This is a genomic window from Rothia sp. HMSC066G02 (assembly GCF_001813145.1).
Lineage (GTDB): Bacteria > Actinomycetota > Actinomycetes > Actinomycetales > Micrococcaceae > Rothia.
On record NZ_KV811597.1, the window covers coordinates 96697 to 123514 of the forward strand.

The 26818-nt window shown below is 62.0% G+C and carries 21 protein-coding genes and 1 riboswitch; of the genes, 8 read left to right on the forward strand and 13 right to left on the reverse strand.

From position 1 onward, the window contains the following. Nucleotides 1-93: 93 nt before the first annotated feature. The gene (locus tag HMPREF2894_RS07160; protein WP_070678541.1) at nt 94-846 is read right to left on the reverse strand and encodes an alpha/beta hydrolase; all 753 of its coding nucleotides are present in this window, start codon (nt 844-846) and stop codon (nt 94-96) included. Between the two features lie 94 nt (nt 847-940). On the opposite strand from HMPREF2894_RS07160, the gene HMPREF2894_RS07165 reads away from it, so the two are divergent. Further along, nucleotides 941-1756: a MerR family transcriptional regulator gene (locus HMPREF2894_RS07165; protein ID WP_070678544.1), complete on the forward strand. Its 816-nt coding sequence runs from the start codon at nt 941-943 to the stop codon at nt 1754-1756. Between the two features lie 131 nt (nt 1757-1887). Here HMPREF2894_RS07165 and HMPREF2894_RS07170 read toward each other — a convergent pair whose 3' ends face one another. The 3 genes from HMPREF2894_RS07170 to HMPREF2894_RS07180 all read right to left on the reverse strand — a co-directional run bounded on the left by HMPREF2894_RS07170 (nt 1888) and on the right by HMPREF2894_RS07180 (nt 5460). Then, complete coding sequence (locus HMPREF2894_RS07170; RefSeq protein WP_044146078.1) at nt 1888-2238, reverse strand: MerR family transcriptional regulator; 351 nt, start codon at nt 2236-2238, stop codon at nt 1888-1890. A 357-nt stretch (nt 2239-2595) separates the two neighbouring features. Continuing rightward, nucleotides 2596-3924 carry a homoserine O-acetyltransferase MetX gene (locus tag HMPREF2894_RS07175; RefSeq protein ID WP_210399407.1) on the reverse strand — a complete coding sequence of 443 codons (1329 nt, stop codon included), beginning with the start codon at nt 3922-3924 and terminating at the stop codon, nt 2596-2598. A 189-nt stretch (nt 3925-4113) separates the two neighbouring features. Beyond that, a complete protein-coding gene (locus HMPREF2894_RS07180; protein WP_070678546.1) occupies nt 4114-5460 on the reverse strand; it encodes a bifunctional o-acetylhomoserine/o-acetylserine sulfhydrylase in 1347 nt (448 codons plus the stop codon). 105 nt (nt 5461-5565) lie between these two features. Further along, a riboswitch (SAM riboswitch) is annotated at nt 5566-5678 on the reverse strand. 333 nt (nt 5679-6011) lie between these two features. On the opposite strand from HMPREF2894_RS07180, the gene HMPREF2894_RS07185 reads away from it, so the two are divergent. From HMPREF2894_RS07185 to HMPREF2894_RS07205, 5 genes are all read left to right on the forward strand, one after another. Further along, the gene (locus tag HMPREF2894_RS07185; RefSeq protein WP_049358360.1) at nt 6012-6998 is read left to right on the forward strand and encodes an ABC transporter ATP-binding protein; all 987 of its coding nucleotides are present in this window, start codon (nt 6012-6014) and stop codon (nt 6996-6998) included. Continuing rightward, nucleotides 6995-7855, forward strand: a complete 861-nt coding sequence (locus tag HMPREF2894_RS07190) for an ABC transporter permease (RefSeq protein ID WP_070594061.1) — start codon at nt 6995-6997, stop codon at nt 7853-7855. The genes HMPREF2894_RS07185 and HMPREF2894_RS07190 overlap by 4 nt, the downstream gene beginning before the upstream one ends. A gap of 1 nt (nt 7856) precedes the next feature. Then, nucleotides 7857-8687 carry an ABC transporter gene (locus HMPREF2894_RS07195; protein WP_070678550.1) on the forward strand — a complete coding sequence of 277 codons (831 nt, stop codon included), beginning with the start codon at nt 7857-7859 and terminating at the stop codon, nt 8685-8687. A gap of 75 nt (nt 8688-8762) precedes the next feature. Then, a complete protein-coding gene (gene rsgA, locus HMPREF2894_RS07200; RefSeq protein ID WP_070678553.1) occupies nt 8763-9983 on the forward strand; it encodes a ribosome small subunit-dependent GTPase A in 1221 nt (406 codons plus the stop codon). Between the two features lie 217 nt (nt 9984-10200). Beyond that, nucleotides 10201-12378 carry a S9 family peptidase gene (locus HMPREF2894_RS07205; RefSeq protein WP_070678556.1) on the forward strand — a complete coding sequence of 726 codons (2178 nt, stop codon included), beginning with the start codon at nt 10201-10203 and terminating at the stop codon, nt 12376-12378. Nucleotides 12379-12872: 494 nt separating this feature from the next. Here the strand turns inward: HMPREF2894_RS07205 and gatB are convergent, their stop codons facing one another. From gatB to HMPREF2894_RS07250, 9 genes are all read right to left on the reverse strand, one after another. After that, complete coding sequence (gatB, locus tag HMPREF2894_RS07210) at nt 12873-14378, reverse strand: Asp-tRNA(Asn)/Glu-tRNA(Gln) amidotransferase subunit GatB (protein ID WP_070667176.1); 1506 nt, start codon at nt 14376-14378, stop codon at nt 12873-12875. Continuing rightward, nucleotides 14378-15982, reverse strand: a complete 1605-nt coding sequence (gatA, locus tag HMPREF2894_RS07215) for an Asp-tRNA(Asn)/Glu-tRNA(Gln) amidotransferase subunit GatA (protein ID WP_070634997.1) — start codon at nt 15980-15982, stop codon at nt 14378-14380. The genes gatB and gatA overlap by 1 nt, the downstream gene beginning before the upstream one ends. A 15-nt stretch (nt 15983-15997) precedes the next feature. After that, nucleotides 15998-16294 carry an Asp-tRNA(Asn)/Glu-tRNA(Gln) amidotransferase subunit GatC gene (gene gatC / locus HMPREF2894_RS07220; RefSeq protein ID WP_005507016.1) on the reverse strand — a complete coding sequence of 99 codons (297 nt, stop codon included), beginning with the start codon at nt 16292-16294 and terminating at the stop codon, nt 15998-16000. Nucleotides 16295-16509: 215 nt separating this feature from the next. Continuing rightward, nucleotides 16510-17271: a transglycosylase family protein gene (locus HMPREF2894_RS07225; RefSeq protein ID WP_070678559.1), complete on the reverse strand. Its 762-nt coding sequence runs from the start codon at nt 17269-17271 to the stop codon at nt 16510-16512. A 696-nt stretch (nt 17272-17967) separates the two neighbouring features. Next, nucleotides 17968-20199 carry an NAD-dependent DNA ligase LigA gene (gene ligA / locus HMPREF2894_RS07230; RefSeq protein ID WP_049341648.1) on the reverse strand — a complete coding sequence of 744 codons (2232 nt, stop codon included), beginning with the start codon at nt 20197-20199 and terminating at the stop codon, nt 17968-17970. A 223-nt stretch (nt 20200-20422) separates the two neighbouring features. Further along, on the reverse strand, nt 20423-21316 hold the full coding sequence (locus HMPREF2894_RS07235; RefSeq protein WP_049341646.1) for a PP2C family protein-serine/threonine phosphatase: 894 nt from the start codon (nt 21314-21316) through the stop codon (nt 20423-20425). After that, the gene (locus HMPREF2894_RS07240; RefSeq protein WP_070678566.1) at nt 21313-22464 is read right to left on the reverse strand and encodes an adenylate/guanylate cyclase domain-containing protein; all 1152 of its coding nucleotides are present in this window, start codon (nt 22462-22464) and stop codon (nt 21313-21315) included. Before HMPREF2894_RS07240 ends, HMPREF2894_RS07235 begins: the two co-directional genes overlap by 4 nt. Nucleotides 22465-22756: 292 nt before the next feature. Continuing rightward, nucleotides 22757-23245, reverse strand: a complete 489-nt coding sequence (locus HMPREF2894_RS07245; RefSeq protein WP_049349988.1) for a hypothetical protein — start codon at nt 23243-23245, stop codon at nt 22757-22759. A gap of 123 nt (nt 23246-23368) precedes the next feature. Further along, nucleotides 23369-24325: a biotin--[acetyl-CoA-carboxylase] ligase gene (locus tag HMPREF2894_RS07250; protein ID WP_070678570.1), complete on the reverse strand. Its 957-nt coding sequence runs from the start codon at nt 24323-24325 to the stop codon at nt 23369-23371. 230 nt (nt 24326-24555) lie between these two features. On the opposite strand from HMPREF2894_RS07250, the gene HMPREF2894_RS07255 reads away from it, so the two are divergent. Both HMPREF2894_RS07255 and HMPREF2894_RS07260 read left to right on the forward strand, forming a co-directional pair. Further along, nucleotides 24556-24837 (forward strand): YciI family protein, encoded by a 282-nt coding sequence (locus HMPREF2894_RS07255; RefSeq protein ID WP_049341641.1) that lies wholly within the window; start codon nt 24556-24558, stop codon nt 24835-24837. Nucleotides 24838-25155: 318 nt separating this feature from the next. After that, the gene (locus tag HMPREF2894_RS07260) at nt 25156-26757 is read left to right on the forward strand and encodes an acyl-CoA carboxylase subunit beta (protein WP_049341639.1); all 1602 of its coding nucleotides are present in this window, start codon (nt 25156-25158) and stop codon (nt 26755-26757) included. The last annotated feature ends 61 nt before the right edge of the window (nt 26758-26818 follow it).

The following is a 26818-nucleotide window of genomic DNA, read 5'->3' on the forward strand; positions in this document are numbered from 1 at the left end:
CCTGTAGGAACGAGGACGATAACCGCCTTTCCAAGCGGAACTACACGTAAGCCCCCGAGTCGTCATGACCCGAGGGCTTTCCATATAGTCGATTTAGGAGTCAGAGCCTTCCGCGGTGCCGGTCGCCTCCGCAACCTTCTGCGCACGAATACGCGGCTCCTTACCCTGCACCTTCACCTCCAGGAACTCGCCCACATGGCGAATCTCCATAGCGCTCACACCGTGACCCGCACCGGCGTACAGCACCTTAATGCCGTCGGTGTACTTGCGGATCCAGTCGTAGGTGTAGTTCACTATCTCCTGCGGGATGACGGGGTCTTCCTGATCGCGGCCGAAGAACACCGGCAGTTCGGTCTTCTTCAGCTCCTCGTCCTTGAAGTACGGCGAATCCGAGTCCACGGCGTAGCCGGACAGCCCCACCACGGCGGCGAACTCGCCGGGGGCGTGACGCACCATGGAGGTTGCGATGCCCATGCCCTGCGAGAAGCCCAGCAGGGTCACCGAAGCGTACGGTTCGCGGTTTGCGCGCACCCACTCCAGCACGTAGTCGCTCGCCTGCTCAATGGCGCGCTGGTCAGATTCTAGCTGCTGGTTCAGCGGGTACCACTGGTAGCCGATAGCGTCTGCGGCAATGTAGGCGCCGGTCGAGTCCGCGGAGAACTGGCTGCCAACCGGCTGGGGTGCGCGCATGGAGGCGTAGGTGAAGCCCTCCTGCGGAAGGTGTGCTGCCAGGGACAGCAGGTCGTGCTCCTGGGAGCCGTAGCCGTGCAGCATGAGCACCAGGTGGGTGCCTGCGCGTTCGTTCTCGGGGCGGGTGTATTCGACGACGTATTTGTTTTCGCTCATGCACCCATCTTAGCGAGGACTCCCCCACAAACCTGCACCGCGGGTTCCGCCGCTAGCTTGACCCTCACCTAACGTCAGGTTCTACAGTGAAACCATGGACGCGAACAGAACACCGCCTGACGGGCAACACGAATACACCGTAGGAGAAGCGGCATCATTGCACGGGCTAACAGTCCGCACCCTGCACCACTGGGAGCAACGAGGCTTACTCAACCCGGCGCATGATGAGTTCAACGGGTACCGGTACTACACCGACGCAGATCTTGAACGAATCACCGTCATTATGGGATACCGCGCCATCGGCATGAGCCTCGACGCTATTCGCAACATACTGCAAGACGAAGCGAACAGCACCGAGCATCTACTCGCTCAACGGGATATGCTTCAACGCAAAATCGCCGCGTACGGGCACATGCTTGAAACCATCGAACACCTTTTGGAGGACGCTATGGCACCTAAGAATGAGCAGCTCAGCGCTGCTGAGAAAGCAGAAATTATGGGCGAGGGATTCAGCCTCACCCACCAACAGGAGGCGCAGGACCGTTACGGAAAAACTGACGACTGGGCCGAGTACCAGCGCCGTACTGCGTCAATGGACCGTGCCGACTGGCAGAACGGCAAACAGCAGGTTGAGGAAGTAGAACACGCCCTCGTCGAGGCGTTCAACCGCGGCGTGCAGCCGGGCAGCGAGGAGGCAAACGCGCTCGCCGAGCGGCACCGCGCCTCCCTGTTCTTCTTTGAGGTCACCCCCGCCAAGCACGCTATTCTAGCCCGCGGTTACGTTGAGGATGCCCGCTTCAAGGCGCACTACGAGAAGCTTGCGACCGGGCTCGCGGAGTGGTTGCGGGATGTCATCTACGAGAATGCTCGTGCACACGGTATTGACCCGGAAAAAGCGGCTTGGGGTTAAACCTACGGGCTGAAAATACCCAGTAGCTAGGGGTGAGTAGCTGAGTGTGAAAGCTGAGCACAAAAATACGCCCGGTATTCCCAACGTTGGGAATACCGGGCGTTTATACGCGTCTGCAGAAGACTAGTTACCTAGCGGGTGCCGTCGAGGTGACGGCGGTGCTCCTGAATACGGCGATCCAGGTGCTCAAGGTTCTGCTGCAACCCCACAATCTCATCCTCAATCTTCTGACGGGCACGCTCCATCACATCAATAGACAGGGCGTGGTCGTCCGGATTGCTCAAAATCGTGCGAATGTCGGCAAGACTCATGCCAGCCTGACGGCAGGTAGCAATAAACCGTGCTGCGGAGATAGACTCCTCATCAAAAATACGGGTTCCGTGAGCATCACGGGGCACCGCAATGAGCCCCTCTTTTTCGTAATAGCGCAGGGCGTGGGTGCTCACCCCCAACTGCTCCGCTACCTCTTGAATACTTACCACAACTTTAATGCTATGGGGTTAGAGCGGGTCTAAAGCAAACCGAGAACCCTTACCTTCCAGTGCAACAGGAGGCTACTTCCGCGGTATCTCGCGGAGGTTTCGCAAAACACCCGAAAAACCGAAAAATATTCCCTGACTTGGCACAACACTCTTCGAGAAGGTGCAAAGAAACGCCGGGTGCTCACATCATGTGAGCACCCGGCGTCTCCTTATCTAACCTTTAGGGTGAAGGTTAATTCTCGACGGGCGGAAGAACCTGTGAAGACACTATCAGCCCGCCCGGAATTTACCCGCACTTAGGTGGCATAAACAGCGATCAGAGGGGCTTAGGTCAGTACCCCGTGAATACTCGCGGTTCTAGTGGGTCGCCGTAGCGTACAGGCGAGTCATCGAGTCCAGCGCCTCACGCTCACGCTGCGCTTCACTCGGGGCGGCGGATTCATCTTCAACGCCGAGGGCGCGCGCCAGAATCTTCTCCACCTGCTTCGCCTCAATCAAGAAGCCGTCATGGCCGTGGTTCGACTCGATAATGTCCACGGGCACGGGGGTGGGCAGCGCCTCCGCCAGGCGGTGCGACTCGTGCGGGAAGAACAGGCGGTCCGTGTTCACCGCCGCAATCGTCCACTCACAATCGGTATGTGCCAGCGCCTGCGCCAGAGTACCGCGGCCACGCGCCACGTCGTGCGAAATCAGCGCCTCATTCACAGCCAGGTAGCTGTTCGCATCAAAACGCTCAACCAGCTTAGCGCCGTGGTGGTCCAGGTAGCTTTCAATGGCGTAGCGGCCACGCGGCTCACCCAGCGAACCGCCCACAGTGTTTTCGCCGCGGTTCTCCTCACGGCCGAAGCGGTGCTCCAGCTCTGCGGGGCTGCGGTAGGTGGTGTGCGCGATACGGCGCGCCAGAGCCAGACCGGCAGTCGGTGCAGGACCGGCATAGTAGTCGCCGCCGGCAAAGTTCGCATCCGAACGAATCGCAATGTTCTGAGTGTGGGCCCAGGAAATCTGCTCCGCCGTAGCCGAAGGACCGGAGGCAATCACCGCGCATCCGCGCACCAGCTCCGAGTTAGTCGCCGCCCACTCCAGGGCACGAGCGCCGCCAAGGGAACCACCAATCACGTAGCGGAAGCTGGTCACGCCCAGTGCACGGGCCAGGTGCGCCTCAGCACGCACAGAATCACGGATGGTCACCTGCGGGAAGCGGGAACCCCAGTGCTCACCGGCACCCGGGTAGCCTTCCGGAATAATGCTTGCCGGTCCGGTGGAGCCGTAGCAACCGCCCAGAATATTGGGGGCAATCACAAAGTAGCGGTTGGTGTCTACGACCGAGCCGGGGCCCACGATACCTTCCCACCAGCCGTCCGATTCGATGGCGCGAATCAGCGGGGCGGGCATGTCGGGGGTGGGTACGCCGCGGGAGACATGCGTGTCACCGGTGAGCGCGTGCAGAATCAGGATGGCGTTATCGCCAGCCTCGTTGAGGGTGCCCCAGGTTTCGTAGCCGATGGTGACCTGCGGCAGGGTCACGCCGGACTCGAGCTCCAGGTCGCCGATGTTCAGCTGACGCAGGTAGCCTTGCGCTTCGGGATGCTCGCGCTGGGTGCCCGCCACGGGGATGGGTGCGGTGACAGGCTGGCTGGTAGTGCCGGACTTGGTGGTGCCGGACTGGCTAGTGCTCTGGGTGGTCATGGGGTTCCCTTCACTGGGTTGGTCGGCGAGGTGGTGCCGGGTGTGAGCGGGGTACTCGTCTGTGGGTAGAAGAAGCAACAGGTTGGGCGGCAGCAACGCCGCACAGTTACAACATGCTCCGTAACGGGGAATCCGCAGGTGGACCGAAAAGCCGTAGCTTGCCGGTCCACCTGCGGGTTGCATCACCGTTTAGGAGAGGGTATCGAAGCCCAGCTGCAGGTCGGCGAGAATGTCGTCGATGTTCTCGATACCGACTGCCAGGCGGACGAAGTTCGGGTACACGCCAATCTTCTCCAGTTCCTCAGCGGAAAGCTGGGAGTGGGTGGTGGAGGCGGGGTGAATCACGAGCGAGCGTACGTCACCGATGTTCGCCACGTTGGAGTGCAGCTTCAGGGCGTCCACGAAGTCGCGGGTCTGCTCCAGGGTTGCACCCTTGAGGGTGAAGCCGAGCACCGCGCCGGGGCCCTTGGGCAGGTACTTCTGTGCACGCTCGTACCAGGGGGAGGATTCCACGCCAGCCCAGATAACCTTGTCAACCTGCGGGTTTGCTTCGAGCCAGTGGGCGACCTTGGTGGCGTTCTCAATGTGGCGTTCGATGCGCAGGGAGAGGGTCTCCAGGCCGATGCCGATGTTGAAGGCGTTGGTCGGGGAGATGGCGGCGCCGGTGTCACGCAGCAGGGAGACGCGCGCCTTCAGGATGTAGGAGAGGTTCGCGCCGAACGCGGAGTCCTTACCCAAATCGCGTGCGTAGACCAGGCCGTGGTAGCCGGGGGCGGGCTGGTTGAACTTGGGGAACTTCTCGGGGTCTGCACCGTAGTCGAAGTTACCGGAGTCAACGATCACGCCGCCGATGGAGGTGCCGTGGCCACCCAGGTACTTGGTGGCGGAGTGGACGACTACGTCTGCGCCGTGCTCGATGGGGCGCAGCAGGTAGGGGGTGGGTACGGTGTTGTCCAGGATCAGGGGCACGCCGTTTTCGTGCGCAATCTTGGCGATGGGCTCAATGTCGAGCACGTCGTTGCGGGGGTTAGGCACGGACTCGCCGTAGAACAGCTTGGTGTTGGGGCGAACCGCGGCGCGCCATGCGTCCAGGTCGTCCGGGTCCTCAACGAAGGTGGTTTCGATGCCGAGGTCGGCGAGGGTGTACTTGAGCAGGTTGTAGGTGCCGCCGTATATGGAGGGCGAGGCGACCACGTGGTCACCGGCGCCGGCAATGTTCAGGATTGCGTAGGTGATAGCTGCCTGACCGGAGGCCAGCAGCAGCGCGCCAACGCCACCTTCCAGGGAAGCGATGCGGTTTTCGATAGCTTCCTGGGTGGGGTTGTTCATGCGGGTGTAAATGGGTCCCAGCTCGGCGAGAGCGAAACGGTTTGCGGCCTGCTCTGCACTGTCAAAGACATAAGAGGTGGTCTGGTAGATGGGTAGTGCCCGAGCTCCCGTTGCGGCATCCGGCGCCTGACCTGCGTGGATCTGGCGGGTTTCGAACTTCCAACCGGCGGGGTTGGCGGGAGTCGGGACGGTAGTGTTGTTGCTCATGCTTGGCTCTCCTAAGGGGATAGTTAGGGGGCCGCATGCCGAGCGGTACAGGAATCGTCGTCGAATAATCCTGTCACGATTGATGTACCGGATTCGGTCACATCGGTCCCGCGCTTGCGTCACGCTTTTGCGTGCCGCCTGGTCTTCACCCAGGGCACCCCACCGCGGAGGAGGGTTGCCGGCCAGCTAGCTGGGGCTTATCGCTGGCGCTCTTGACCTGTATTCAGGGTGTCATAGGGCGTTGGGTGGGGTCAAGGGTTTTGTGGGTGAACGGCACTTTAAGACATTTCATTGCAAAGATGACGTTTTTTAACGCCCGTAACAAAAAACCGCCTGCAACAAAACGTTAGTGACGATGCATGGGCAATCCGAGGGCGAGGCAATCGAGATGCGGAGGTACCCCCCCACCCATATAGTAACCCCCATCACTTTTACCTGGGGTTTCGGTACACTGGGACTACGCATACACTCGTGCGGGGCTTCGCACACGTCCCCCTCGCGTACCCTTCCGGCGCAGAAGCCGGAAAACCGACTTCAAAGGTTTGTCCATCATGTCTCTCGTTCTCGATGCGGCACAGCTTAGCCGCGTCTTTGGCACAGGCGAACGCGCCTTCACCGCCGTCGACCGCGTGTCCCTTCGCATCAGCTCCGGCGAGATCCACGCCCTCCTCGGCCCCAACGGCGCGGGCAAAACAACCACCGTGCAGATGTGCTCAACCCTGCTCACCCCCACCAGCGGCACCCTCACCGTGAACGGCATCGACGCCATCGCCCACCCGCAGCGGGTGCGCCGTCACGTGGGTCTCGCGTTGGGCGGGGAGAACGGCTTCTACCCGCGCGCCAGTGCCCGCGATAACCTGCTGTTCTTCGCCGATGTTGCGGGGGTTTCCGGGCGGAGCCGGCGGCGCGAGGTGGACCACGCCCTAGCTCGAGTGGAACTCACCGATGCGGCGGCGCGACCCGTCCAGGAGTTTTCTCGCGGCATGAAGCAGCGCCTACACATCGCCAGGGCGCTGCTCGGCTCCCCCGCCCTGCTCCTGCTGGATGAGCCGACCAACGGGCTCGATCCCGATATCGCCCTGACCGTGCGCGCGCTGATTCGTTCCCTCGCGGAGGACGGCGCCGCCGTTCTGCTGACGAGTCACCTACTGGGCGAAATCGAGGACCTGGCGCATACCATCACCGTTTTGGGCGCCGGTTCCGTTGCGGTGAGCGGCAGTCTCGAGGACGTTGCCGCACACGCCGGTATTGCCGCCACGACTGTGGTTCAGGTGGATCCCACCGCCACCGAGGGTCTTGATACACTACGCGGATTCCTCCACGATAAGGCGGCGGTACTTTTTGCCCCGCGTGGTTCCGGCTGGGAACTGACCCTCTACTGGCACGGCGAGCGCGCCACGTTCGAGGCGGGCGAGGCTCACCGCATCCTGGCGGAGGGGCTCGCCGCCTCGCGCATCGGGGCGAGGACCGAGCCCTACACGCGCCCGGCAACCTTGGAAGAGGCATACCTGGCAATGGCGGAGGGGCTCAAGCGATGAACGCTCAGACGCAACGCTCGGAAGAGTTCCAGCGGCAGGGTCGACGGTACGACCTGTGGCAGGAGTGCGCCCGCCAACTGCGACTCATGGGCTTTAGCCTGCGCCAGTTCCTGACGGTCCCCTACTTCATTCAGCTGCTCATCAGTACGGTACTCGGCTCGGTCATCCTTCAGGCGCTCGCCGTGCATGCGGCGGCGCAGAGCTCCGCGGGTCACTCCGTTGACCCGACCCTCGCGTGGACCCGCGCGGGCATTGTGGGCATGTGGTCGGTCTGCATCGTGTCTGCGGGCATCATCAATTTTGAGCGTTTCCGCGGGACCCTCGTGTACCTGTGTTCGGGGTCGATTTCTCCGGTGCGGGTGCTGGCGGCTATCGTTTCGAGCGCCTCCATTGTGGGTTTGGCGGCTCTACCTCTGTCGTGGGCGTTTTGGGCTCTTGTGACGCTTAACCCGCAGGTCACCGACTTTTCTGCGCTCTGGCCGCGCTACGTTCTGGGCGTTCCCCTGCTGTGGCTTGCCTGCCTGTCGGTCACGTTCATGATTGCGGTGTTCTTCGTGGCGACGCCGAACGCTATCGCCTACGAGGAGCTGCTCCTCGTGCCGGTTTTTATTCTTTCCGGGGTTCTCTTCACGACCATTGAAGCGCCCGCCTGGCTGGATGCCGCGGGCGCACTCATTCCCCTGCAGGCGCCGGTGCACCTGCTTCTTGGGCGCACCCCCATGAACACCCCGGCGGATGCGCTCCTGCCCGTTGCGCAGACGCTCGCCGTGAGCCTCGCTTGGGCGTTGTGCGCCTTCCTCTTTGCACGGAAGGCTCTCGCCTCCGCCCGTCGTCGCGGCACCCTGGGGGCGATGTAGCGTGCGTGTTCTCTCTCCTGATTCCCTGCCCGGCGTGGTGCGTCGGGCACTGTCTACCGCCTCTATTGGCTGGTCGTCGTCGATTACCTTCGCGACCCTCGGAACGGCCATCACTACCCTGGTGCTCGTGCCGGGCCTCAACGTGCTTTTTACGGTGCTTTTGGGCGCCGACCTCGCCGCGAACGATACGGTACGCATCGGCTGCGCGACCGCCCTGATTGCCACCCTCAGCTCGGTGGCCGCCGGCATCGTCGCGCGCGTTGCCACCGACCGGTGGATCGGCGTCTTCGAGTACGTGTGCACGACACGAGCGGTGGATGCGGGCTACTGGCTGGGCGCGGCGGCGGTACCCGCGTTGCTAGCCTCCGTGACGGGGCTGAGCAATGTGGGTATCGTGTGGTTGCTCTCCCTCACGGCACCCTCTACCGGGGCGGCTTCGGGGCTTCTGATTGGAGCCATTGCGCTGATGCCGGTTGCGGTTCTGGGCGGGGTCTGCCTGGGCATTTTTGCCGCCGGTTTGGGTCTGTACCTGTCGGATCCGTACACGGGCTCGAATGTTCTATCTATTGTTCTGCCGGTCAGCGCGGGCGTGATTGTGCCGGTGAGTACCTACCCCGGCTGGCTTGCCTGGCTGTGTTCCTGGGTTCCGGGGTCCCGGCTGGTGCAGGCTTTAGATACCTCTGGCAGTATTGCGAGCAGCACTACCCCGAATCTCTTCGCGCTCCTGGCAGCAGACACAGCCCTGGCAGTACTCTACGCCGCTATCGGGCTGGGGCTGACTTTCCTTGCCGCCCGCCGCATCCGTGCCGGCGCCCGCGCCTCGCTGTTGTAAACGGTGAACCCTGAAAAAGAACGAGCCTTTTACTCACCCGCTATCCGGGCGCCGCAACCAAGAAAGACTATTCCTGTGACCATTGCTCCCGCTTCATACACCTTAGAGACTCTAGGGTTCGACCCCTCCTGGCAGGGTTCAGCAATCCGCGCCGCGTTCACCCTCGGCGGCACGCTTGAAGATTTCACCCTCGCCCGCGTGAGCGCAGTGCACCGCACCCGCTGCGAACTGCTGACCTGCGAGCAGGGTGAGCTCATTAAGCTTTCCGCTCCGCTGCGTCCGGTTGAGAACGACTACGGCGAAGAAGAGTACCCCCTCGTCGGCGACTGGGTACTCACCCAGCCCATCCCCGGAACTGGCGGTGCAGCCCACCCCGCGGAGCATAAACCCCTCGCGATACTGCCCCGGCGAAGCTACCTCACCCGCCCCAGCGCCACCCGAGAATCCGCGGATCAGCCTGTCGCCGCCAACGTGGATATACTCTGCATCGTTGAGCCCTGCTTCCCCGAGCCGTCCATTGGGCGAATTGAACGCTACACCGCTCTGGCGCACGCTTCCGGGGTGCAGGTCGCGCTGATTCTCACCAAGGGTGACCTGGTAACGGCCGAACAGCTCACCAACTACAGGGACTCCCTCGCAGGTGGTGTGGATGCGGTACTCGCCGTCTGCACGGACAACGGCTACGACCCTGCCCCGGTGGCGGAGCTTGTCGCCGGACGCACCGCCGCGTTCTTGGGCCGTAGCGGCGCAGGAAAATCCACCCTGGTCAACGCCCTGCTCAACCCCGGAGTTGACCCCCGCGAGGATAGCCAAGAATATCAGGTGCAGGTCACCTCAGCAGTTCGCGGTGCCGATGGCAAGGGGCGCCACACCACCACCAGCCGCCAGATGCTTGTTTTACCCGGTGCGGAAGGCTCAAGCGAAGGAGACTCGACCAACGCAAAATCATCATCTGGCACGGTGCTAATCGACACTCCGGGCATACGAGCCCTAGCCGCAACGAGCGATAGCGCCGCGATTGACGAAACCTTCGACGATGTCTCCGGTTACGCTTCTGCCTGCCGGTACAGCGACTGCTCCCACGGTTCCGAACCCGGATGCGCGGTGCAGCAGGCCATCACTGACGGCTCCCTCGACCCCGAGCGCTTCGAACGCTACCGCAGGATGATAGCCGAATCCGCGCGTCTACGCCTGCGCTCTCAAGAACGTGAGTACAGGCAAAGTAACCGCGCCTTCACGAAGGCAAACAAGGCAGGCCGCCGCACCCTCATGTCTATCAAGGGCCGCGCTAACTAGCCGCCGAACGGGCATATCCCGGCGGGGCTTCCACAAGCTGAGCCGGGCAATCCTGCCCAGGCCGCAATATAGTAGCCTGCCTCACTCTTCGATACACTAGAACTAGGCGTGCCCACAATCCCCCGCGCACCCTCACCGCCACCCGGCGGCACAGGAACGCGGGCGCAGACGGCACACACCATTCACAAACCCATAACTCAATGAAAGAGGTGGCAGCATGGCTGAACAGAACCTCACCCCGCCCGTACCGAAGAAGGTCGAGCACCGCCGCGAACACCACGGCGACGTCTTCATCGACCCCTACGAATGGCTCCGCGACAAGGAAAGCGAAGAGGTCCTCAACTACCTCAAGGCAGAAGCCGAATACACCGAAGCTGTCACCGCAGACCAGCAGCCCCTCCGCGAATCCATCTTCAACGAAATCAAGGGCCGCACCCTGCTGTCGGATCTGACCGTCCCGAACCGTATCGGTGACTGGTGGTACTACAGCCGCATGGTGCCCGGCGGCCAGTACCCCGTCTTCTACCGCTACCCCGCCCTGCACGAAGGCGACGAGGTGGTGCGCTACACCCCGCCGACCGTCACCCCCGGCGAAGTACTCGAGGGTGAAGTCGTCATCCTCGACTGCAACGAATACGCCAAGGACATGGAGTTCTTCTCCCTCGGCAGCTTCCAGCCCGCACGTAACGGCAAGCTGCTGAGCATCTCCGTGGACGAAAAGGGCGACGAACGCTACGAGCAGCGCTTCCTCAACATGGAAACCGGCACCTTCCTCGAAGACACCATCCCCAACATTGCGGCGGGCTCCTTCTTCATCAACCACGCCGAACAGCTCATCTACCTCGTCCCCGACGAGTCGTGGCGCCCCTGGCGTGTCTACGTGCACGACGTCGGACAGGGCACCGAAGACCACCTGATCTATGAGGAACCGGACAACACCATGTGGCTCGGCGCCGCCATGAGCTCCGACCGTTCCTCCGTGGTCATTACCAGCTCCAACTCCGAGTACACGGAGGTGCGCCTCATCCCCACCCGCGAGCCCAAGGGTGAGCCGACCCTGCTCATCCCCAAGAGCGCGGGCATCGAATACTACGCCGAGCCGCTCAACATTGCCGGCGAGCAGCACCTGCTGATTCAGCACGACTACAATGCGCTGAACTCCGAGCTGGTCCTCGCAGACATGCCGCGCGAAGGTGAAAGCCTCGAAGAGTACGCGCAACGTTGGGTGCCGGTCATCCGCCACAGCGAACACGTGCGCCTGGAGGGCTTCACCTTCACCGCAACGCACCTGGTCGTCACCGCCCGCGCGGACACCACCACCCGCATCTTCCTCGCACCGCGTGAACAGCTGCCCATCCAGTGGCGCCGCCGCCGACCCGCCGGCGTGACCTTCATGGAACCTGCCGGCTTCGACGAGGAACTGTACACCGCCTCCGTGCTGCGTGCGGAGAACTACTCCCCCGTGCTGCGCATCGCCTACACCTCGTACCTGACGCCGCGCCGCGTCTACGACTACTTCCCCATGTCGCAGACCCTGCTGCTGCGCCGTGAAACCCCCGTGCTGGGCGGCTACAACCGCGAGAACTACCGCGCTTACCGCGACTGGGCACCAGCGGAGGACGGCACGCTCATCCCGATCTCGGTGATTCACCGCGCCGACCTGGACATGAGCAAGCCGCACCCGGTCATCCAGTACGGTTACGGCTCCTACGAGTCGTCCATGGACCCGATGTTCTCCATCCCGATGCTGTCGATCCTGGACCGCGGCGTCATCTACGTCATCGCGCATATTCGCGGCGGCGGCGAGATGGGCCGCTCCTGGTACCAGAACGGCAAGAAGCTCGCGAAGAAGAACACCTTCACCGACTTCGTGGACGTCACCAGCTACATTGCGGCTAAGCCGTGGGCTGATGAGGCGCGTATCGGCTGCTACGGCGGTAGCGCCGGCGGCCTGCTCATGGGCGCCGTAGTGAACCTCGCCCCCGAAAAGTACGCCGCCTGCCTGGCTGCCGTACCGTTCGTGGATGCGCTGACCACCATCCTCGACCCGGAGCTGCCGCTGTCGGCAATGGAGTGGGAAGAGTGGGGCAACCCGATTGAGGACCCGGAAGTGTACGCCTACATGAAGTCGTACACCCCGTACGAGAACATCCGCCCGGTCCGCTACCCGGCGATTGCTGCGGTGACGAGCCTGCACGACACCCGCGTGCTCTACGTGGAGCCCGCAAAGTGGATTGCGGCGCTGCGTGAGCAGATTGACCCGTCGTCGCCGGTGCCGCTGCTGAAGATTGACATGTCGGGCGGTCACGGTGGTGGTTCCGGCCGGTATACGCGTTGGCGTGAGATCGCGTGGGATTACGCGTTCCTGATGAGCAACCTCGGCGTTACTGAGTAACACCCAGCAATAGAGAATGCTCCTTCCATATCTTGAAGATATGGAAGGAGCATTTCTCGTTATGGTACGTTGCGTTACTGGAGGGGCGCCGATCGTCCTCGTTCCTCCCCTCACCAAGCAGGGGCGGGGCGCCGCATATTTCCTCCGCGCCTACGCAGGGGCACCCGTCACCCGGACGCTCCGCTTCCTCCTCGCTCCGCATCGGAGAGCGCCCGGGCTGACACCCTGAGGGCGCATCCGGAAAACACGGCCGCACCCGCACTGTGCCCCAGCGCGGAAAGGCGGTATCGTCCGAAAGTGACATCAGGATGCCCGAAGCGAAGCGAGGGCGGGTTCCCTGTAGGAACGAGGACGATAACCGCCTTTCCGTGCGGAATCTAAGCGGAACCGTGCATCCCGCGCAGAACCTGGAATGGGGTAAAGCACGAAAGAGGCGCCGCCTCCCACCTCGGGAGACAGCGCCTCTTTCGTTAGAGGCGGGTCAGCAGAAAAGCTTAGCCTTCCACGCCGCACTCAGCCAAAATCAGCTCACGCACGCGAGCGGCGTCAGCCTGACCGCGGGTAGCCTTCATGACCTGACCGACGATAGCGCCAGCAGCCTGAACCTTACCGGCACGAATCTTGTCGGCAACGTCGGGCATTGCTGCCAGTGCTTCCTGAACGGCTGCGGTGAGCGCGCCGTCGTCGGAGACCACGGCGAGGCCGCGTGCCTCAACGATTTCGGCGGGGGTGCCTTCACCGGCGAGGACGAACTCGAGCACCTGGCGGGCGATCTTGTCGTTGATCTTGCCTTCGGAGATGAGCGCTTCGAGGGCGACCACGGTTGCGGGCTCCACGCCGAGGGCGGTGAGCTCAACTTCAGCCTGCTTTGCGCGGCGGGCGATTTCACCCATCCACCACTTGCGGGCTGCTGCTGCGGTTGCGCCTGCGGCGACGGTCTCTTCGATAACGTCGAGTGCGCCAGCGTTGACGACGTCGCGGAACTCTTCGTCAGAGTAGCCCCACTCGCCCTTGAGGCGGCGGCGGCGTTCTGCCGGGGGTTCGGGCAGTTCGGCGCGCAGACGCTCAATCCATTCGCTGTTGGTGACGACCGGTACGAGGTCCGGTTCGGGGAAGTAACGGTAGTCGTCAGCGTCGGACTTGGGGCGGCCCGAGGAGGTTTCGCGGGTGTCTTCGTGCCAGTGGCGGGTCTCCTGGGTGACCTTTTCGCCGCGTTCGAGGATCGCTGCGTGGCGGCGAATCTCGTAGCGGACGGCGCGCTCAACCGAACGCAGGGAGTTCACGTTTTTGGTTTCGGAGCGGGTACCGAACTTCTCGGCGCCCTTGGGCATGAGGGAGACGTTGGCGTCGCATCGGACGTTACCGCGTTCCATGCGGGCGTCGGAGATGCCGAGGGAGCGTACGATGTCGCGGATTGCGGCAACGTAGGCGCGTGCCAGTTCGGGTGCGCGCTCGCCGGCACCGACGATGGGTCGGGTGACAATCTCGATCAGGGGCACGCCTGCGCGGTTGTAGTCGACCAGGGAGGAGGTTGCACCCTGGATTCGGCCGTCTGCGCCGCCGACGTGGGTGAGCTTGCCTGCATCTTCTTCCATGTGGGCGCGCTCAATTTCGACGGTGAAGATGGTGCCGTCTTCGAGCTCAACGTCCAGGGAACCGTTTTCCGCAATGGGGCCGCCAGCCTGAGAGGTCTGGAAGTTCTTCGGGGAGTCCGGGTAGAAGTAGTTCTTGCGGGCGAAGTAGGACTTGTCTGCAATGTCGCAGCCCAGTGCCAGACCGAGCTTGATGGCGGACTCAACAGCGGTCTTGTTCACCATGGGTAGCGCGCCGGGCAGGCCGAGCGATACGGGGGTGATGTTGGTGTTCGGAGTATCGCCGAACTCGTTGGGTGCGGAGTCGAACATCTTGGTCTTGGTGTTCAGTTCGACGTGCACCTCGAAGCCGAGGACCGGGTCGTACTTTTCGATGGCTTCTTCGAAGCTGAGGACTTCTTCACTCATTACTTGGTTCCCCCAAAGTCAAAGTCGCGGATCAGAGTTTCGGTGTCGGGCAGGCTCTTGTAGAGCGGTGCGCCCCATTTTGCGGTGAGCAGTTCTTCCAGCGCTGCGCCGACGCGGTAGAGGCGTGCGTCTTCGCGTGCGGGTGCGGTGAACTGGATGCCGACGGGCAGGTTGTTCTCTTCGGAGAGGCCGCCGGGCAGGGAGAGCGCCGGGACGCCTGCCAGGTTGACGGGCACGGTGGCGACGTCACCCAGGTACATTGCCATGGGGTCGCCTTCGGTCTTCTCGCCGAGCTTGAACGCGGTGGAGGGCGCGGTCGGGGAGATGAGCACGTCGCACTTTTCGAATGCTGCTGCATAGTCGCGCTGGATGAGGGTGCGTACGCGCAGTGCGGCGCCGTAGTAGGCGTCGAAGTTACCTGCGGACAGTGCGTAGGTGCCGAGGATGATGCGGCGCTTGACCTCGTGGCCGAAACCTGCGGAGCGGGTTGCGGACATGACGCGTTCGATGGTGACGGGGCCGTCTTCGGGTACGACGCGCAGGCCGTAGCGGACGCCGTCGTAGCGTGCCAGGTTGGAGGACACCTCGGAGGACATGATCATGTAGTAGGCGCTGATGGCTTCGGTGACGGAGGGCAGGGAGACCTCGATGATCTCTGCGCCTGCGGCACGCAGCTCTTCGACGGATTCGCGGAAGCGTGCGAGGACGCCTGCTTCGAAGCCTTCGCCGTTGCCGCCACCGAGTTCCTTGATGACGCCGATGCGCAGGCCGGACAGGTCGCCCTTGCGTGCGGCTTCTGCGCCTGCCTTGGCTTCTTCAACGAAGTTGCCGGGCTCATCGGGCAGGGAGGTTGCGTCGAGCGGGTCGTGGCCTGCGATTGCTTCGTGGAGCAGTGCGGTGTCCAGGACGGTGCGGGCGACGGGGCCTACCTGGTCGAGGGAGGACGCCATGGCGATGACGCCGTAACGGGAGACGGAGCCGTAGGTGGGCTTGACGCCGACGCTACCGGTCAGTGCTGCGGGCTGGCGGATGGAGCCACCGGTGTCGGTGCCGAGCGCCAGGGGTGCCTGGAAGGCGGTGACGGCTGCTGCGGAGCCGCCGCCGGAGCCGCCGGGTGCGCGGTCGAGTGCCCAGGGGTTGCGTACTACGCCGAATGCGGAGTGCTCGTTGGAGGAGCCCATTGCGAATTCGTCGAGGTTGGTCTTGCCGAGGATGGGCATGCGTGCTTCGCGGACCTTGCGGGTGACGGTACCGTCGTAGGGGCTCATCCAGCCTTCGAGCATGCGCGATGCTGCGGTGGTGGGCTGGCCCTTGGTGACGATGAGGTCCTTGACGGCGATGGGTACGCCTGCGAGCGGGGGCAGTTCCTTGCCTGCTGCGCGGTCTGCGTCTACTGCTGCTGCGGTGGCGAGTGCTTCTTCGGCGTTGATGTGCAGGAAGGCGTTGAGGCCGTTCTTGCCATCTGCTCGGTTGTCGCTCAGGGGTGCGCCGTCAGTGGCTGCGATGCGGTCCAGGTGTGCCTGGGTGAGCTCGACGGAGGTGATTTCGCCGGATGCGAGCTTTTCTGCTGCTTCTGCAGCGGTGAGCTGGATCAGTTCGTTCACTTGGTTGTTCTCCTCTTAGTCTTCGTCGAGGATTGCCGGCACGCGGAACTTGCCGTCCTGTGCGTCGGGGGCGCCGGAGAGCGCCTCTTCCTGGGTGAGGGTGGTGACGGGTACGTCTTCACGGAAGACGTTCTCGAGGGGGATGGGGTGGCTGGTCGCGGGGATGTCGGCAGTTGCTTTCTGCGACATGGTCTCAACGGATGCGACGATGACGTCCAGCTCAGACGCCATCGCGGTGAGTTCTTCATCGGTCATCTCAATGAGTGCCAGCGATGCCAGGTGCTTTACCTGTTCAAAGGTGATGGCAGACATGGTTCTCCCGTAGTTTGTTTTCTTGTCTCTTCTCTAGTGTAGTGGAGGTTGCGTTTTCCGTCTCATTGGGGGTTGGAGGGTTTACCTGCTGGTTTGTGTGTTCAGGCGGTGTTCTTCTCCCCTGTTTTCGGGTTAAATACTCAACGCCCCGCTCCTCGTATGAGGTGCGGGGCGTTGGGCTACAACGTGTCCACGTTACGCTTGGGGGTTAATCCTTAGGCGGGGATGGTCAGAACCTGGCCGGGGAAGATCAGGTCAACGTTGTAGATGATGTCGGTGTTCGCAGCTGCGATTGCCTGGTAGCCGCCTGCAACGCCGAGCTTTGCAGCGATCAGCGAGAGGGAGTCACCGGGAACCACGGTGTAGGTGCCTGCTGCTGCCTTGGGAGCTGCGACGGGTGCTGCTGCTACGGGAGCCTCAGCTGCCGGTGCTGCTGCGGGAGCTGCGGGAGCCTCAACTGCGGGTGCAGCGGGTGCTACCGGTGCAGCGGGAGCTGCGGGTGCCTCAACTGCTGCGGGTGCAGCCTGAGCTGCAGGAGCTGCGGGTGCAGCCTGTGCCGCGGGAGCGGTGTAGGTCTGCTGGGTCTGCGACTGTGCAGCCACGGTGGTGGTGGGCTCGGTGTAGGTGGGAGCTGCGCCGGTCTTGCCGTAGAGGCCAAGCTTAGCGGAGCATGCGGGCCATGCGCCCCAGCCCTGGATAGCGAGCAGACGCTCGCCAGCCTCGATCTGCTGTGCACGGGAAGCGGTTGCGGGGGAGCCGGACATGCCGACGCCGTTCCAGGACTGCTGGGTGAACTGCAGACCGCCGTAGAAGCCGTTACCGGTGTTGATGGACCAGTTGCCACCGGACTCGCACTGTGCCAGTGCGTCCCAGGTAGCACCGTCTACTGCGTTTGCAGCGGGCATCGACATGGTAGCTGCTACAGCGCCACCGATGGCGAGAGCTGCTGCGGTACGACGAATGGAAGTGTTCTTCATAATGCTCCTTGGGGCCGTCCCCGCTCGTTCCGTCCCCGGAACTCTAGCGCGCCGCCGCTCACCCTTTGATAACGAAGTAGGTTACTCATTTTCTGGCTCTACCATGTGAGCGGCTCTCCACCGATTTCATGTCACCGTGAGCGATTCTGCACTTGTGTACGGAATCCGGGTGGCACTTCCTCGATGGGGACGTGCGGTAGAACCGGGCATCGTTTCAAGCATTCCAAGCTTGAAACCACACAGGCGATTCCCTTGCGAGAATCTATCTGGTCTCCAAGATAGCCGAGGTTTTTTCTGATTCCAACCCGATTTCAAGTTCACAGCGAACGTCCCGACTTCTCCCAGGGTTCTTCCAGGTTAAAAGTGCAGGAAACGTTAACTGGGATCTTGAACCCCGCGCGCCTTAGGGGTTTTTCCCCGGAATTTCGGGGTTTTCTAGGGCTTTAATTCGGAGGCGCTCCCCCGCCGAGCTTTCTGATTCGGGGTTGGCGCGCGCCCCCTTTAAGGGTTTTGAACGGCGTGTAAATATTTTTTAAATATTTCTTCGCTTTGGGAGTGTTTTAAGGCGCTTCCGCCTTAAAAGCTGTGGTAATTACAAATGCCAAAAATTGGCATTCAGGCTCTGAACCACGCGCTTCAGAGCCTGAATGCTCTATATATTGCAGGGGTCAGATTCAGATGACCCCGCTACCGGGCCTACTCCGCGGCGCTCTCGACAGCCTCCGGACCGCTCTCAAGCAGGGCGGTGAAGCCCTCTTCATCCAGCACCTTCAGACCCAGTTGCTGAGCCTTATCCAGCTTCGAGCCGGCGTTCGCGCCAGCAACCACAAAGTGGGTCTTCTTAGACACCGAACCGGATGCCTTACCGCCGCGAGAAATAATGGCTTCCTTCGCACCGTCACGGGTGTAACCGTTCAGCGTGCCGGTCACGACCACAGTCAAGCCCTCCAGGGTGCGTTCCACGGACTCGTCACGAGTATCTTCCATGCGCACACCGGCGGCAGCCCAGGAGTCCACCACCTCGGCGTGCCAATCCTCAGCAAACCACTCAATAATCGAGTCGGCAATCGTGGTGCCCACACCGTCCACAGCGGCAAGGCGTTCACGGTCGGCCTCGCGGATCGCCTGCATCGAACCGAACTCCGCGGCGAGCGCGCGGGCAGCGGTCGGGCCCACGTGGCGAATCGAGAGGGCAACCAGCACGCGCCACAGCGGCTGCTGCTTTGCCTTCTCCAACTCAGCGAAGAGGTTCAGCGTATTCTTCGTGGGCTTCGGCTCGGGGCGTGCCTTGGTCGGCTTGGTGTAGAAGTAGGGCACGCGCTCCATCTTTCCGGTGCCCACACCCTTGACCTTCTTCTCACGCTCAATGGTGACCTCGCGCAGGTCCTCAATGTTGAGGCTGAACAGGTGCGCCTCGGTGGTCAGCGGAGGGGTGTCCGGGGTTGCAGGGCTGGTGAGGGCCTTTGCTGCTTCGAAGCCGAGCGCCTCAATGTCGAAGGCGCCGCGGCTTGCCGCATAGTACACGCGCTCGGTCAGCTGCGCCGGGCAGGAGCGAGGGTTTGTGCAACGCAGGTCCACGTCGCCTTCCTTGCCGGGGGCAAGGGGCGAGCCGCAGGAGGGGCATTCGCTGGGCATGACGAACTCGCGTTCGGTGCCGTCACGTAGGGCAACCACGGGGGCGACAATCTCGGGGATCACGTCGCCTGCCTTGCGCAGCACCACGGTGTCACCGATGAGCACGCCCTTAGCCTTGACCACGTCCTGGTTGTGCAGGGTGGCTCGTTCCACGGTCGAGCCGGAGACGAACACGGGCTCCATAACACCGTAGGGGGTCACGCGGCCGGTGCGTCCCACGTCCACGCGGATGTCCAGTAGCTTGGTGTGCACCTCTTCGGGCGGGTACTTATACGCCACCGCCCAGCGCGGCACGCGGGAGGTGTAGCCCAGCTGAGCCTGGGTCGCAAAGTCGTTGACCTTAATGACGATGCCGTCAATTTCGTGCACCAGAGAGTGGCGCTGTTCGCCGTACTTGTTAATGAAGTCGAACACCGCTTCGGTGTTGGCGGCAATTTCGCTGTAGGGGCTCACGGGCAGACCCCAGGAGGCGAGCAGGTCGTAAGTCTCGTACTGAGTGGCAATATCCAGGCCGGTGCGCGAACCGATGCCGTGCACGTACATGCTCAGCGGGCGCGAGGCGGTAATCGCCGCATCCTTCTGGCGCAGCGAGCCTGCCGCGGCGTTACGCGGGTTCGCGAAGGGGTTCTTACCTGCGGCAATCATGGACTCGTTGAGCTTCTCAAAATCAGCGGAAGAGATGAACACCTCGCCGCGGATTTCAATCTCCTCGGGGTGGTTCTCGCCGGTCAGTTGCTGCGGGATGCTCGCAATGGTGCGCACATTGTGGGTGACGTCTTCGCCGGTGGTGCCGTCGCCGCGGGTTGCCGCGCGTACGAGGGTACCGTTGCGGTAGAGCAGATTCACCGCCAGGCCGTCAATCTTCAGCTCGGTCAGCCACTGCGGTGCGCCACCGGTGAGGTTCCGGGTGTTCTCTTCGGTCTTGGTCAACCAGGTGCGTAGCTCCTCGAAGGAGAAGACATCCTCGAGGGAGTACATGCGCTGCAGGTGGGTGACGGGCGCGAAAGCTTCGATGGCTTCACCGCCGACTTCCTGAGTGGGCGAGTCGTTGGCGATGATGAGCGGGTGCTCCGCCTCGATGATTTCGAGGCGGCGGTAGAGCGCATCGTACTCGGCGTCAGAGAGGAAGGGCGCGTCCTCGTTGTAGTAGGCGCGGCGGGCGGCACGAATCTTATCGGTCAGTTCCGCGTACTCGGCGCGCAGGGCCTCGGTAATCTCCACGGAGTTTTCTGCGGGGCTCTCTGCTCGAGTCTCGGCGGGGGCAGTCTGCTGGGTGGTGTTGTTCTCAGTCACCCGTCCAGTCTAGCGTTTTTGATCCGCCTCTCCCCTATCGCTCGTCATATTGGCAGGTTCCGCGAGCGCGAACGATGAGGCAAACGATGAGGCAAGAGTGCCGTAGCCACTTACCGGATTGCGCTTCCTTAGTTTCTGTGCGCGGATACAGTTCACCCCCGCCTCCTGCAGGCACTCGCGCGAGTACCTGTAGAGGGCGGGGGTGAATCACAAGGTATGAAGTTTAGGCTTCGACAGCGTCGGCAACAATCACGGTAATGTTGTCGCGGCCGCCGGAACGCAGCGCCTCGTGCTGGAGCACGTCAGCGGCGTCCTGCGGGTGGCGGATCGAGGTGAGTACACGCGCCATGTATTCGTGCGAAAGCTCACCGGAAAGACCATCGGAGCAGAGCATCAGGCGGTCACCGGCGCGGGCGGGCAGAACCCAGAAGTCCGGTTCCCAGTAGTTGCCGGTACCCAGCGCGCGGGTAATCACGTTGCGGCGCGGGTGGGTCAGCGCCTCCAGGGCGGTAATCTGACCTTCATCGACCAGGTACTGCACCTCGGAGTGGTCGCTAGTGACCTGCTCCAGCGAGGCGGAGCCCTCGGAACCGGGCAGCTTCTCCATGGCGGAGTGGTGAATACCTTCGTCCTCACGCAGCAGGCGGTAGGTGCGGGAATCACCCACGTTGAAAATAACCCACAGGTTACGGTCACCGATGCTGGTCAGCCAGGCGCCGGTGACGGTCGTGCCGCCGGCGCGGGAGAGCGCCTGCTTAATTTCTTCGTTGGTTTCGCCAAGGATATCGTGCAGGCGGTTCAGGGTGCCCACGATTTCATTGTTAAGCAGGGTGTTTGCGCGGCGACGGCGCTTGGCGGGGTCGGATTCGTCAATGGCGGCGAGGCGTTCAGCGTAGGCCTGCTGCTCCTCTTCGCTACGGCCACCGGGCATGGTGAAGAAGGGCGAGTAGGCAAGCTGACGCACGCACAGACGCGATGCTACTTCGCCGGCTTCGTGGCCTCCCATGCCGTCCGCGACCACGCAAAGGGAACCGGCGACGACCATCGAATCTTCGTTATTTTCTCGATGTGCGCCGCGGTGCGTTGCACCACCGGTACGTAGTTTCAGTTCAGTCATGAGAGGTCTATCTCCATTGTGTAGTTCGCGCGACGAGTCACCGCCACGGGGTCTACGTTACCAAAGCTTCTAACGTTTCGCGTCCCTTGAGAGGTGAGAGTATAGCGATTTCCCACCTGTCGGAGCGTGTTTGCTGTCTCATTATCGGTCAGCACGGTACCCGGTTCAGCGAGGGAGACCAGGCGCGCAGCCAGGTTCACGCTGGAGCCGTACACGTCGCCGCGGTTAGCCAGAACCTCGCCCCAAATGAAGGCGACGCGGGCTTCCGGTAGCTGCGGGTCGGCGCCGATCTTTTCGGAGAGCTGCAGGCTAATTTCTGCGATAGTGTCCGGGGTTTCGGTGAGGAAGAAGACTTCGTCACCGAGGGTCTTGATAATGCGACCGCCCAGGGGTGCGATGACGTCCAGGCAGCTCTGCTCAAAGTGGTTGATGAGCTGAGAAAGAGCCGCGGCGTCCAGGTTACGCACCAGGGAGGTATAGGAAACCAGGTCAACGAACCCTACGCCTCGCACCAGGGGCAGGCGGGAAAGTCCGGAGGTGGTCACGTTGTTTTCGCGCAATCCCAGGCGCAGGATTCCGGCGTACATCTGGCGACGGTATGCGTAGAGCGCCAGGCGCTCGAGAACCTCGAGGTAACGCGGGAAGTCTTTGAGGAGCTTGCGGCGGGCATCATTATCGCTGAGGTTTTCGGTGACCATAATGTTGTGCACGAGCGCCTCAATCTGCCAGGCGACGGTACGGTCGGTCAGTTGACCTTCAGCGCGCACGAGGGATGCCACATATTCCATGCGAATGTCGCCGTCTGCGTCCAACTTCTGCAGGTCGGCGAGCATCTGCACGTCTGTTTCAGTGAAGTAGGGCGAGTGGTTGGGGATTGTCGGGAAGCCCACATTGTGCCAGATACGCTGGGCGGTTTCGAGGGGAAGTCCGGCGCACTCTGCAACTTCTACGGGGGTGTAGCGGCGACCCTGTCCCAGGAGCGACTTTTCGAGGGCTCGAATCCCTGCCTTGGATTCCTCGTCGCGGTAGATATTGTTCTGGGCGAGGTTCTGCAGAATTTTGAGGTTCAGCATTTGGGTTTCGGGGCCCATGGTGGCACCGGTGCCCTGCGGAGAGTGTGCAGGTTTCTGGGGGTCTGCCGTGCTCATTGCCGCTGCCGCTCCTTTCATATCTGCCGGATCATCTGTTCTGCCGTGCGGATGCACTGGTGTGTGCCGTGCGTCGACTGTGCACTGCTTCACTGTATAGCGCCTTGTTAATATACCCTCCACTGCGGTGTTTTGGGCGTCAAAGCCTCCACACCCAAAGATATTTTAGTGGAGTAATTCACATTTAAGAATACTCTAATCCGCATTTTTTCGGCTGATTTTAGGTGCCGGGTTAGGCTCTGAGCCAACCGGTCCGCCCTCCTTGTAGTGGGAGGAGGCACCCCAGAGAGGGCTAAATGTAGCGGGAACGCAGGGCGTAGTAGTCGCGTCGAGCGGATTTAATTTCTTTTTCGAAACGCTTGGGGTCGGGCACGTAGGTCAGGCGGTGGTGCACCCCGCGGCATACCACGTACACCGAACCGTAGCCCAACCAAGCGCCCGGGCCACGCTGTTTTGCCCAGCGCTCGCCCATGGAATCCAGGTAGAGGGATTCGTCTCCGCTACGGGTCATCACACCGCGGCGCACTACGAGCCGATGGGTGGTCAGCAGGTAGTAGGTAGTAACCCACCGCCAGGCAGTACGCACAGCACCAAGCAGGGCACCCACCGCACACATCGTGCCGAGAGTCCACAGAATCGGTGAGGACCGTGCCGTGGAAGCGAAGGTAGATGCGGCGATAGCAACCAGCAGGTAGGCGAGCGCGGGTAGCAGTGCACCGTAGTGCTGTCGGGTGGCGATGATGACATGCTCACCGGGGTTGAGTTTTCCGCGCAGGCGCATGGTGTTCCTTAGCTGTGCTGGTTGTTATGTCCCGGCTGGAGGCGCCGGTTTGAGGTGGTGCGGGCGTATTCAGTGTTGCTGTGCCGGGCAAAATTTTATGGGCAGAAACTTTATAGGTTGGTTCTAGTGTGCCTGCTGAAAATCTCCGTAGCTACCGTTGGCGGGGCGAAGATGCTCAATATCGCCCACCGCGTAGGGCTCTATGGTTCCGTCCTCGCGGCGAATGAGGATGCGCCCCTGCGCATCGAGGTCTTCGGCAATGCCATCTACGGTGCTTCCGTCGGGCAGGCTCATGCGCACGCTGGCTCCGAGGGTTGCGGTGGAGGCGCGTGCCTGGTCGAGCAGGCTGATGCTCTGTGGGTTGAGGGGGTCGGGGTTGAGGGGGTCGGGGCGTTCGGGGTCACCGCCGGCGCGCACGAAGGCGCGGTAGCGGCGGGCGAAGATGCTCAAGAGTCGGGTGAGCACCTCGGAGGAGTCGATGACCTGCCCGGTGCACAGGCTCAGGCTGGTGGCGGTGGGTACGGGCAGCTGTTCAGCGGACATGTTCGTGTTCTGGCCGATACCCACAATGATGCTGCGCTGCCCCTCGGTGGAGCCGCTTTCGGGAACGAGCTGGGCGAGGATTCCGCAGCCCTTAGCCCCCTGCGCGATGACGTCATTGGGCCATTTGAGGGCGGCATCCACGCCGTAGCTGCGCCAAATATCGACCACGCTGAGCCCGGCGATGAGGGTCAGCCAGTGGTAGCTGTCTTCGGGTAGTTCTCGGGCGAGAGGGTCTGTGGAGGCGTGCGGGCGCACCACGATACTTGCGGCGAGGCAGGCCCCGGGAGGGGCGGTCCAGGCTCGGGCGAGGCGGCCGCGTCCGGCGCTTTGGTAGAGGCTGGCGTAGACGGAGAGCTCGCCGAGCTGTTCGCGTTCGGGGTCGGTGCCGTCCATGAGTAGTTCGCGGGCGCGGGTGGTGGTGGAGTCGACCTCATCGTAGAGGTTTACGCTGGAGTACCCGGTTTCCATTGCAATGGTGCGGATGCGTGGCACATCCAAAACCGAATAATCGCTCTCGTTATGCATGTTTTCAGCCATAGCCTGCACCTTTCTGTCCTACCTCAATCAGTCCTGCAATTCGCAGACCCGCTATCAACCTGCCGCCGTAATCTGCCGGTTTCTACCGAGTCGCACTGATTTCTCACCATACCAATTTCTTGCCGCCGGTGATGCCCACCGGCACCCGAGACGGTACATTAGACAGTGAGGGTGCATCAAGCACCGACCGGCTGCGGAGGTTCCTCCGCCCTGCTCGAAAGAAGACCGCTATGGCTTATTACGCAATTACTTACGTTTACGCAGCTCCCGAGGAGCAGGCGAAGTACCGTCCGGCTCACCGCGAGTACCTTGGTTCGCAGATTGAGGCGGGCAACCTGATCGTTTCGGGTCCTCTGCTGGACGGCGAGACCCCCGCTGGCGCTCTGCTGATTGCAAAGGTTGACTCCGTTGAGGCAGCTGAGAAGCTGGTTGCTGGCGACCCCATGAACATTGGTGGCGCGGTTCTGTCTCACACCATCACCGAGTGGAACCCGGTCCTGGGCACCATCTAAGCGTCATTTCACGCTGAAAGTTTGAACGCAAACCCCCTTTCCGTCGACAAGGATTGCCGAAGCGAAAAGGGGGTTTTCTGCGCTCTTTTGAGCCGCGCTTTCGCACTTTTCGTTTACTATATGCACCTTCTTGGGTACTGAGTGCATAAAAGTGTATCTAGTGTTGATATTCTGGCTTCTCACCTGGCATATGTGCCCTAGTTCGCACTATAGTTGAAAGATATGCACATTGTTCAAGAGTGCTCTTCGGGGCACCTGAGCACCTTATCACCGCAACCACTGGCTCCCGACGATCGGGTGGAGCAGGAACGAGGAATAATGTCCGAGAACCTCCAGCAGGAATTTGATTTGAGCACCACCGCCGGTAAGCTCGCTGATTTTTATGCACGTCGAGAGCGCAGCTTCGCGCCCAGCGGTGAGGCAGCTATCGAGAAGCAGCACGCACGCGGCAAGCACACCGCCCGCGAGCGCATCGATATGCTTCTGGACGAGGGTTCTTTCGTAGAGTTTGATGCCCTCGCCCGCCACCGCACCACCGCATTCGGCATGGAGGCGAAGAAGCCTCTGGGTGACGGCCTGGTCTCCGGTTACGGCACCGTGGATGGTCGCCTGGTTGCCGTGTATTCGCAGGATTTCACCGTCTACGGTGGTTCTCTCTCGCAGGTGAACGGCGAGAAGATTGTGAAGGTGCAGAAGTTCGCTCTGAAGAACGGTTGCCCGGTCATCGGCATTAACGATGGTGGTGGCGCCCGCATTCAGGAGGGCGTGGCTTCCCTGGCGATGTTTGCCGACATTTTCCGTATGAACGTGCGTGCGTCCGGCGTGGTTCCGCAGATTTCTGTCATTATGGGCCCCTGCGCTGGCGGTGCCGCGTACTCCCCAGCGCTGACTGACTACATCATCATGGTGGATAAGACTTCGCACATGTTCATTACCGGCCCGGACGTCATTAAGACCGTGACCGGCGAGGATGTGGACATGGAAACCCTCGGCGGTGCGCGTCAGCACAACTCCGTGACCGGTACCAGCACCTACCTGGCTGAGGATGAAGAAGACGCGTTCGATTTTGTGCGTGAGCTCCTCGAGTTCCTGCCCTCGAATAACCTTGCAGAGTCCCTGCCCCTGGAGCACGACCAGGAGCCCGTGGTGACGGTAGACGATCTGGACCTGGACACCCTGATCCCGGATTCGGCGAACCAGCCTTACGATATGCGTGCGGTCATTGAGTCCGTGGTCGATGACGGCCACTTCCTGGAGATGCAGGCGCTGTACGCCCCGAACGTGATGATTGGTTACGCCCGCGTTGAGGGCCGCACGGTCGGTATTGTGGCGAACCAGCCGATGCAGTTCGCCGGCTGCCTGGACATTTCTGCGTCTGAGAAGGCTGCCCGTTTTGTGCGTCATTGCGATGCGTTCAACATTCCGATTCTGACTTTTGTGGATGTTCCCGGCTTCCTGCCCGGTACCGATCAGGAGTTCAACGGCATTATTCGCCGCGGCGCTAAGCTGCTCTACGCTTACGCGGAGGCGACCGTTCCGCTGGTCACGGTCATTACCCGTAAGGCGTACGGTGGCGCGTACATTGTGATGGGTTCGAAGAAGCTGGGCGCCGATATTAACCTGGCGTGGCCCACCGCGCAGATTGGCGTGATGGGTGCGCAGGGTGCGGTGAACATTCTGTACCGTCGCGAGCTGGCTGCGCTGGCAGCCGAGGGCGGCGACGTTGAGGCTCGCCGCGCTGAGCTGATCGCCAAGTACGAGGAAGAGCTGCTGAACCCGTACCAGGCTGCCGAGCTGGGTTACATTGACGAAGTTATCGCCCCGAGCGAGACTCGCGTGCGCATTATTTCTTCGCTGCGTGCCCTGCACGATAAGCGTGCGTCTACCCCGGCAAAGAAGCACGGCAACATCCCGCTGTAGGCTTCCCTTGTGCCCGCACCATTTGTGGCGCGGGCATTCCCAGGATTTTAGGTTTTCTAAG

Coding starts and splice junctions, on each gene's coding strand:
- HMPREF2894_RS07160 (WP_070678541.1), bottom strand. CDS start 846: ATGAGCGAAAACAAATACGTCGTCGAATACACCCGCCCCGAGAACGAA.
- HMPREF2894_RS07165 (WP_070678544.1), top strand. CDS start 941: ATGGACGCGAACAGAACACCGCCTGACGGGCAACACGAATACACCGTA.
- HMPREF2894_RS07175 (WP_210399407.1), bottom strand. CDS start 3,924: ATGACCACCCAGAGCACTAGCCAGTCCGGCACCACCAAGTCCGGCACT.
- HMPREF2894_RS07180 (WP_070678546.1), bottom strand. CDS start 5,460: ATGAGCAACAACACTACCGTCCCGACTCCCGCCAACCCCGCCGGTTGG.
- HMPREF2894_RS07185 (WP_049358360.1), top strand. CDS start 6,012: ATGTCTCTCGTTCTCGATGCGGCACAGCTTAGCCGCGTCTTTGGCACA.
- HMPREF2894_RS07190 (WP_070594061.1), top strand. CDS start 6,995: ATGAACGCTCAGACGCAACGCTCGGAAGAGTTCCAGCGGCAGGGTCGA.
- HMPREF2894_RS07205 (WP_070678556.1), top strand. CDS start 10,201: ATGGCTGAACAGAACCTCACCCCGCCCGTACCGAAGAAGGTCGAGCAC.
- gatB (WP_070667176.1), bottom strand. CDS start 14,378: ATGAGTGAAGAAGTCCTCAGCTTCGAAGAAGCCATCGAAAAGTACGAC.
- gatC (WP_005507016.1), bottom strand. CDS start 16,294: ATGTCTGCCATCACCTTTGAACAGGTAAAGCACCTGGCATCGCTGGCA.
- HMPREF2894_RS07225 (WP_070678559.1), bottom strand. CDS start 17,271: ATGAAGAACACTTCCATTCGTCGTACCGCAGCAGCTCTCGCCATCGGT.
- HMPREF2894_RS07235 (WP_049341646.1), bottom strand. CDS start 21,316: ATGACTGAACTGAAACTACGTACCGGTGGTGCAACGCACCGCGGCGCA.
- HMPREF2894_RS07240 (WP_070678566.1), bottom strand. CDS start 22,464: ATGAGCACGGCAGACCCCCAGAAACCTGCACACTCTCCGCAGGGCACC.
- HMPREF2894_RS07245 (WP_049349988.1), bottom strand. CDS start 23,245: ATGCGCCTGCGCGGAAAACTCAACCCCGGTGAGCATGTCATCATCGCC.
- HMPREF2894_RS07250 (WP_070678570.1), bottom strand. CDS start 24,325: ATGGCTGAAAACATGCATAACGAGAGCGATTATTCGGTTTTGGATGTG.
- HMPREF2894_RS07255 (WP_049341641.1), top strand. CDS start 24,556: ATGGCTTATTACGCAATTACTTACGTTTACGCAGCTCCCGAGGAGCAG.
- HMPREF2894_RS07260 (WP_049341639.1), top strand. CDS start 25,156: ATGTCCGAGAACCTCCAGCAGGAATTTGATTTGAGCACCACCGCCGGT.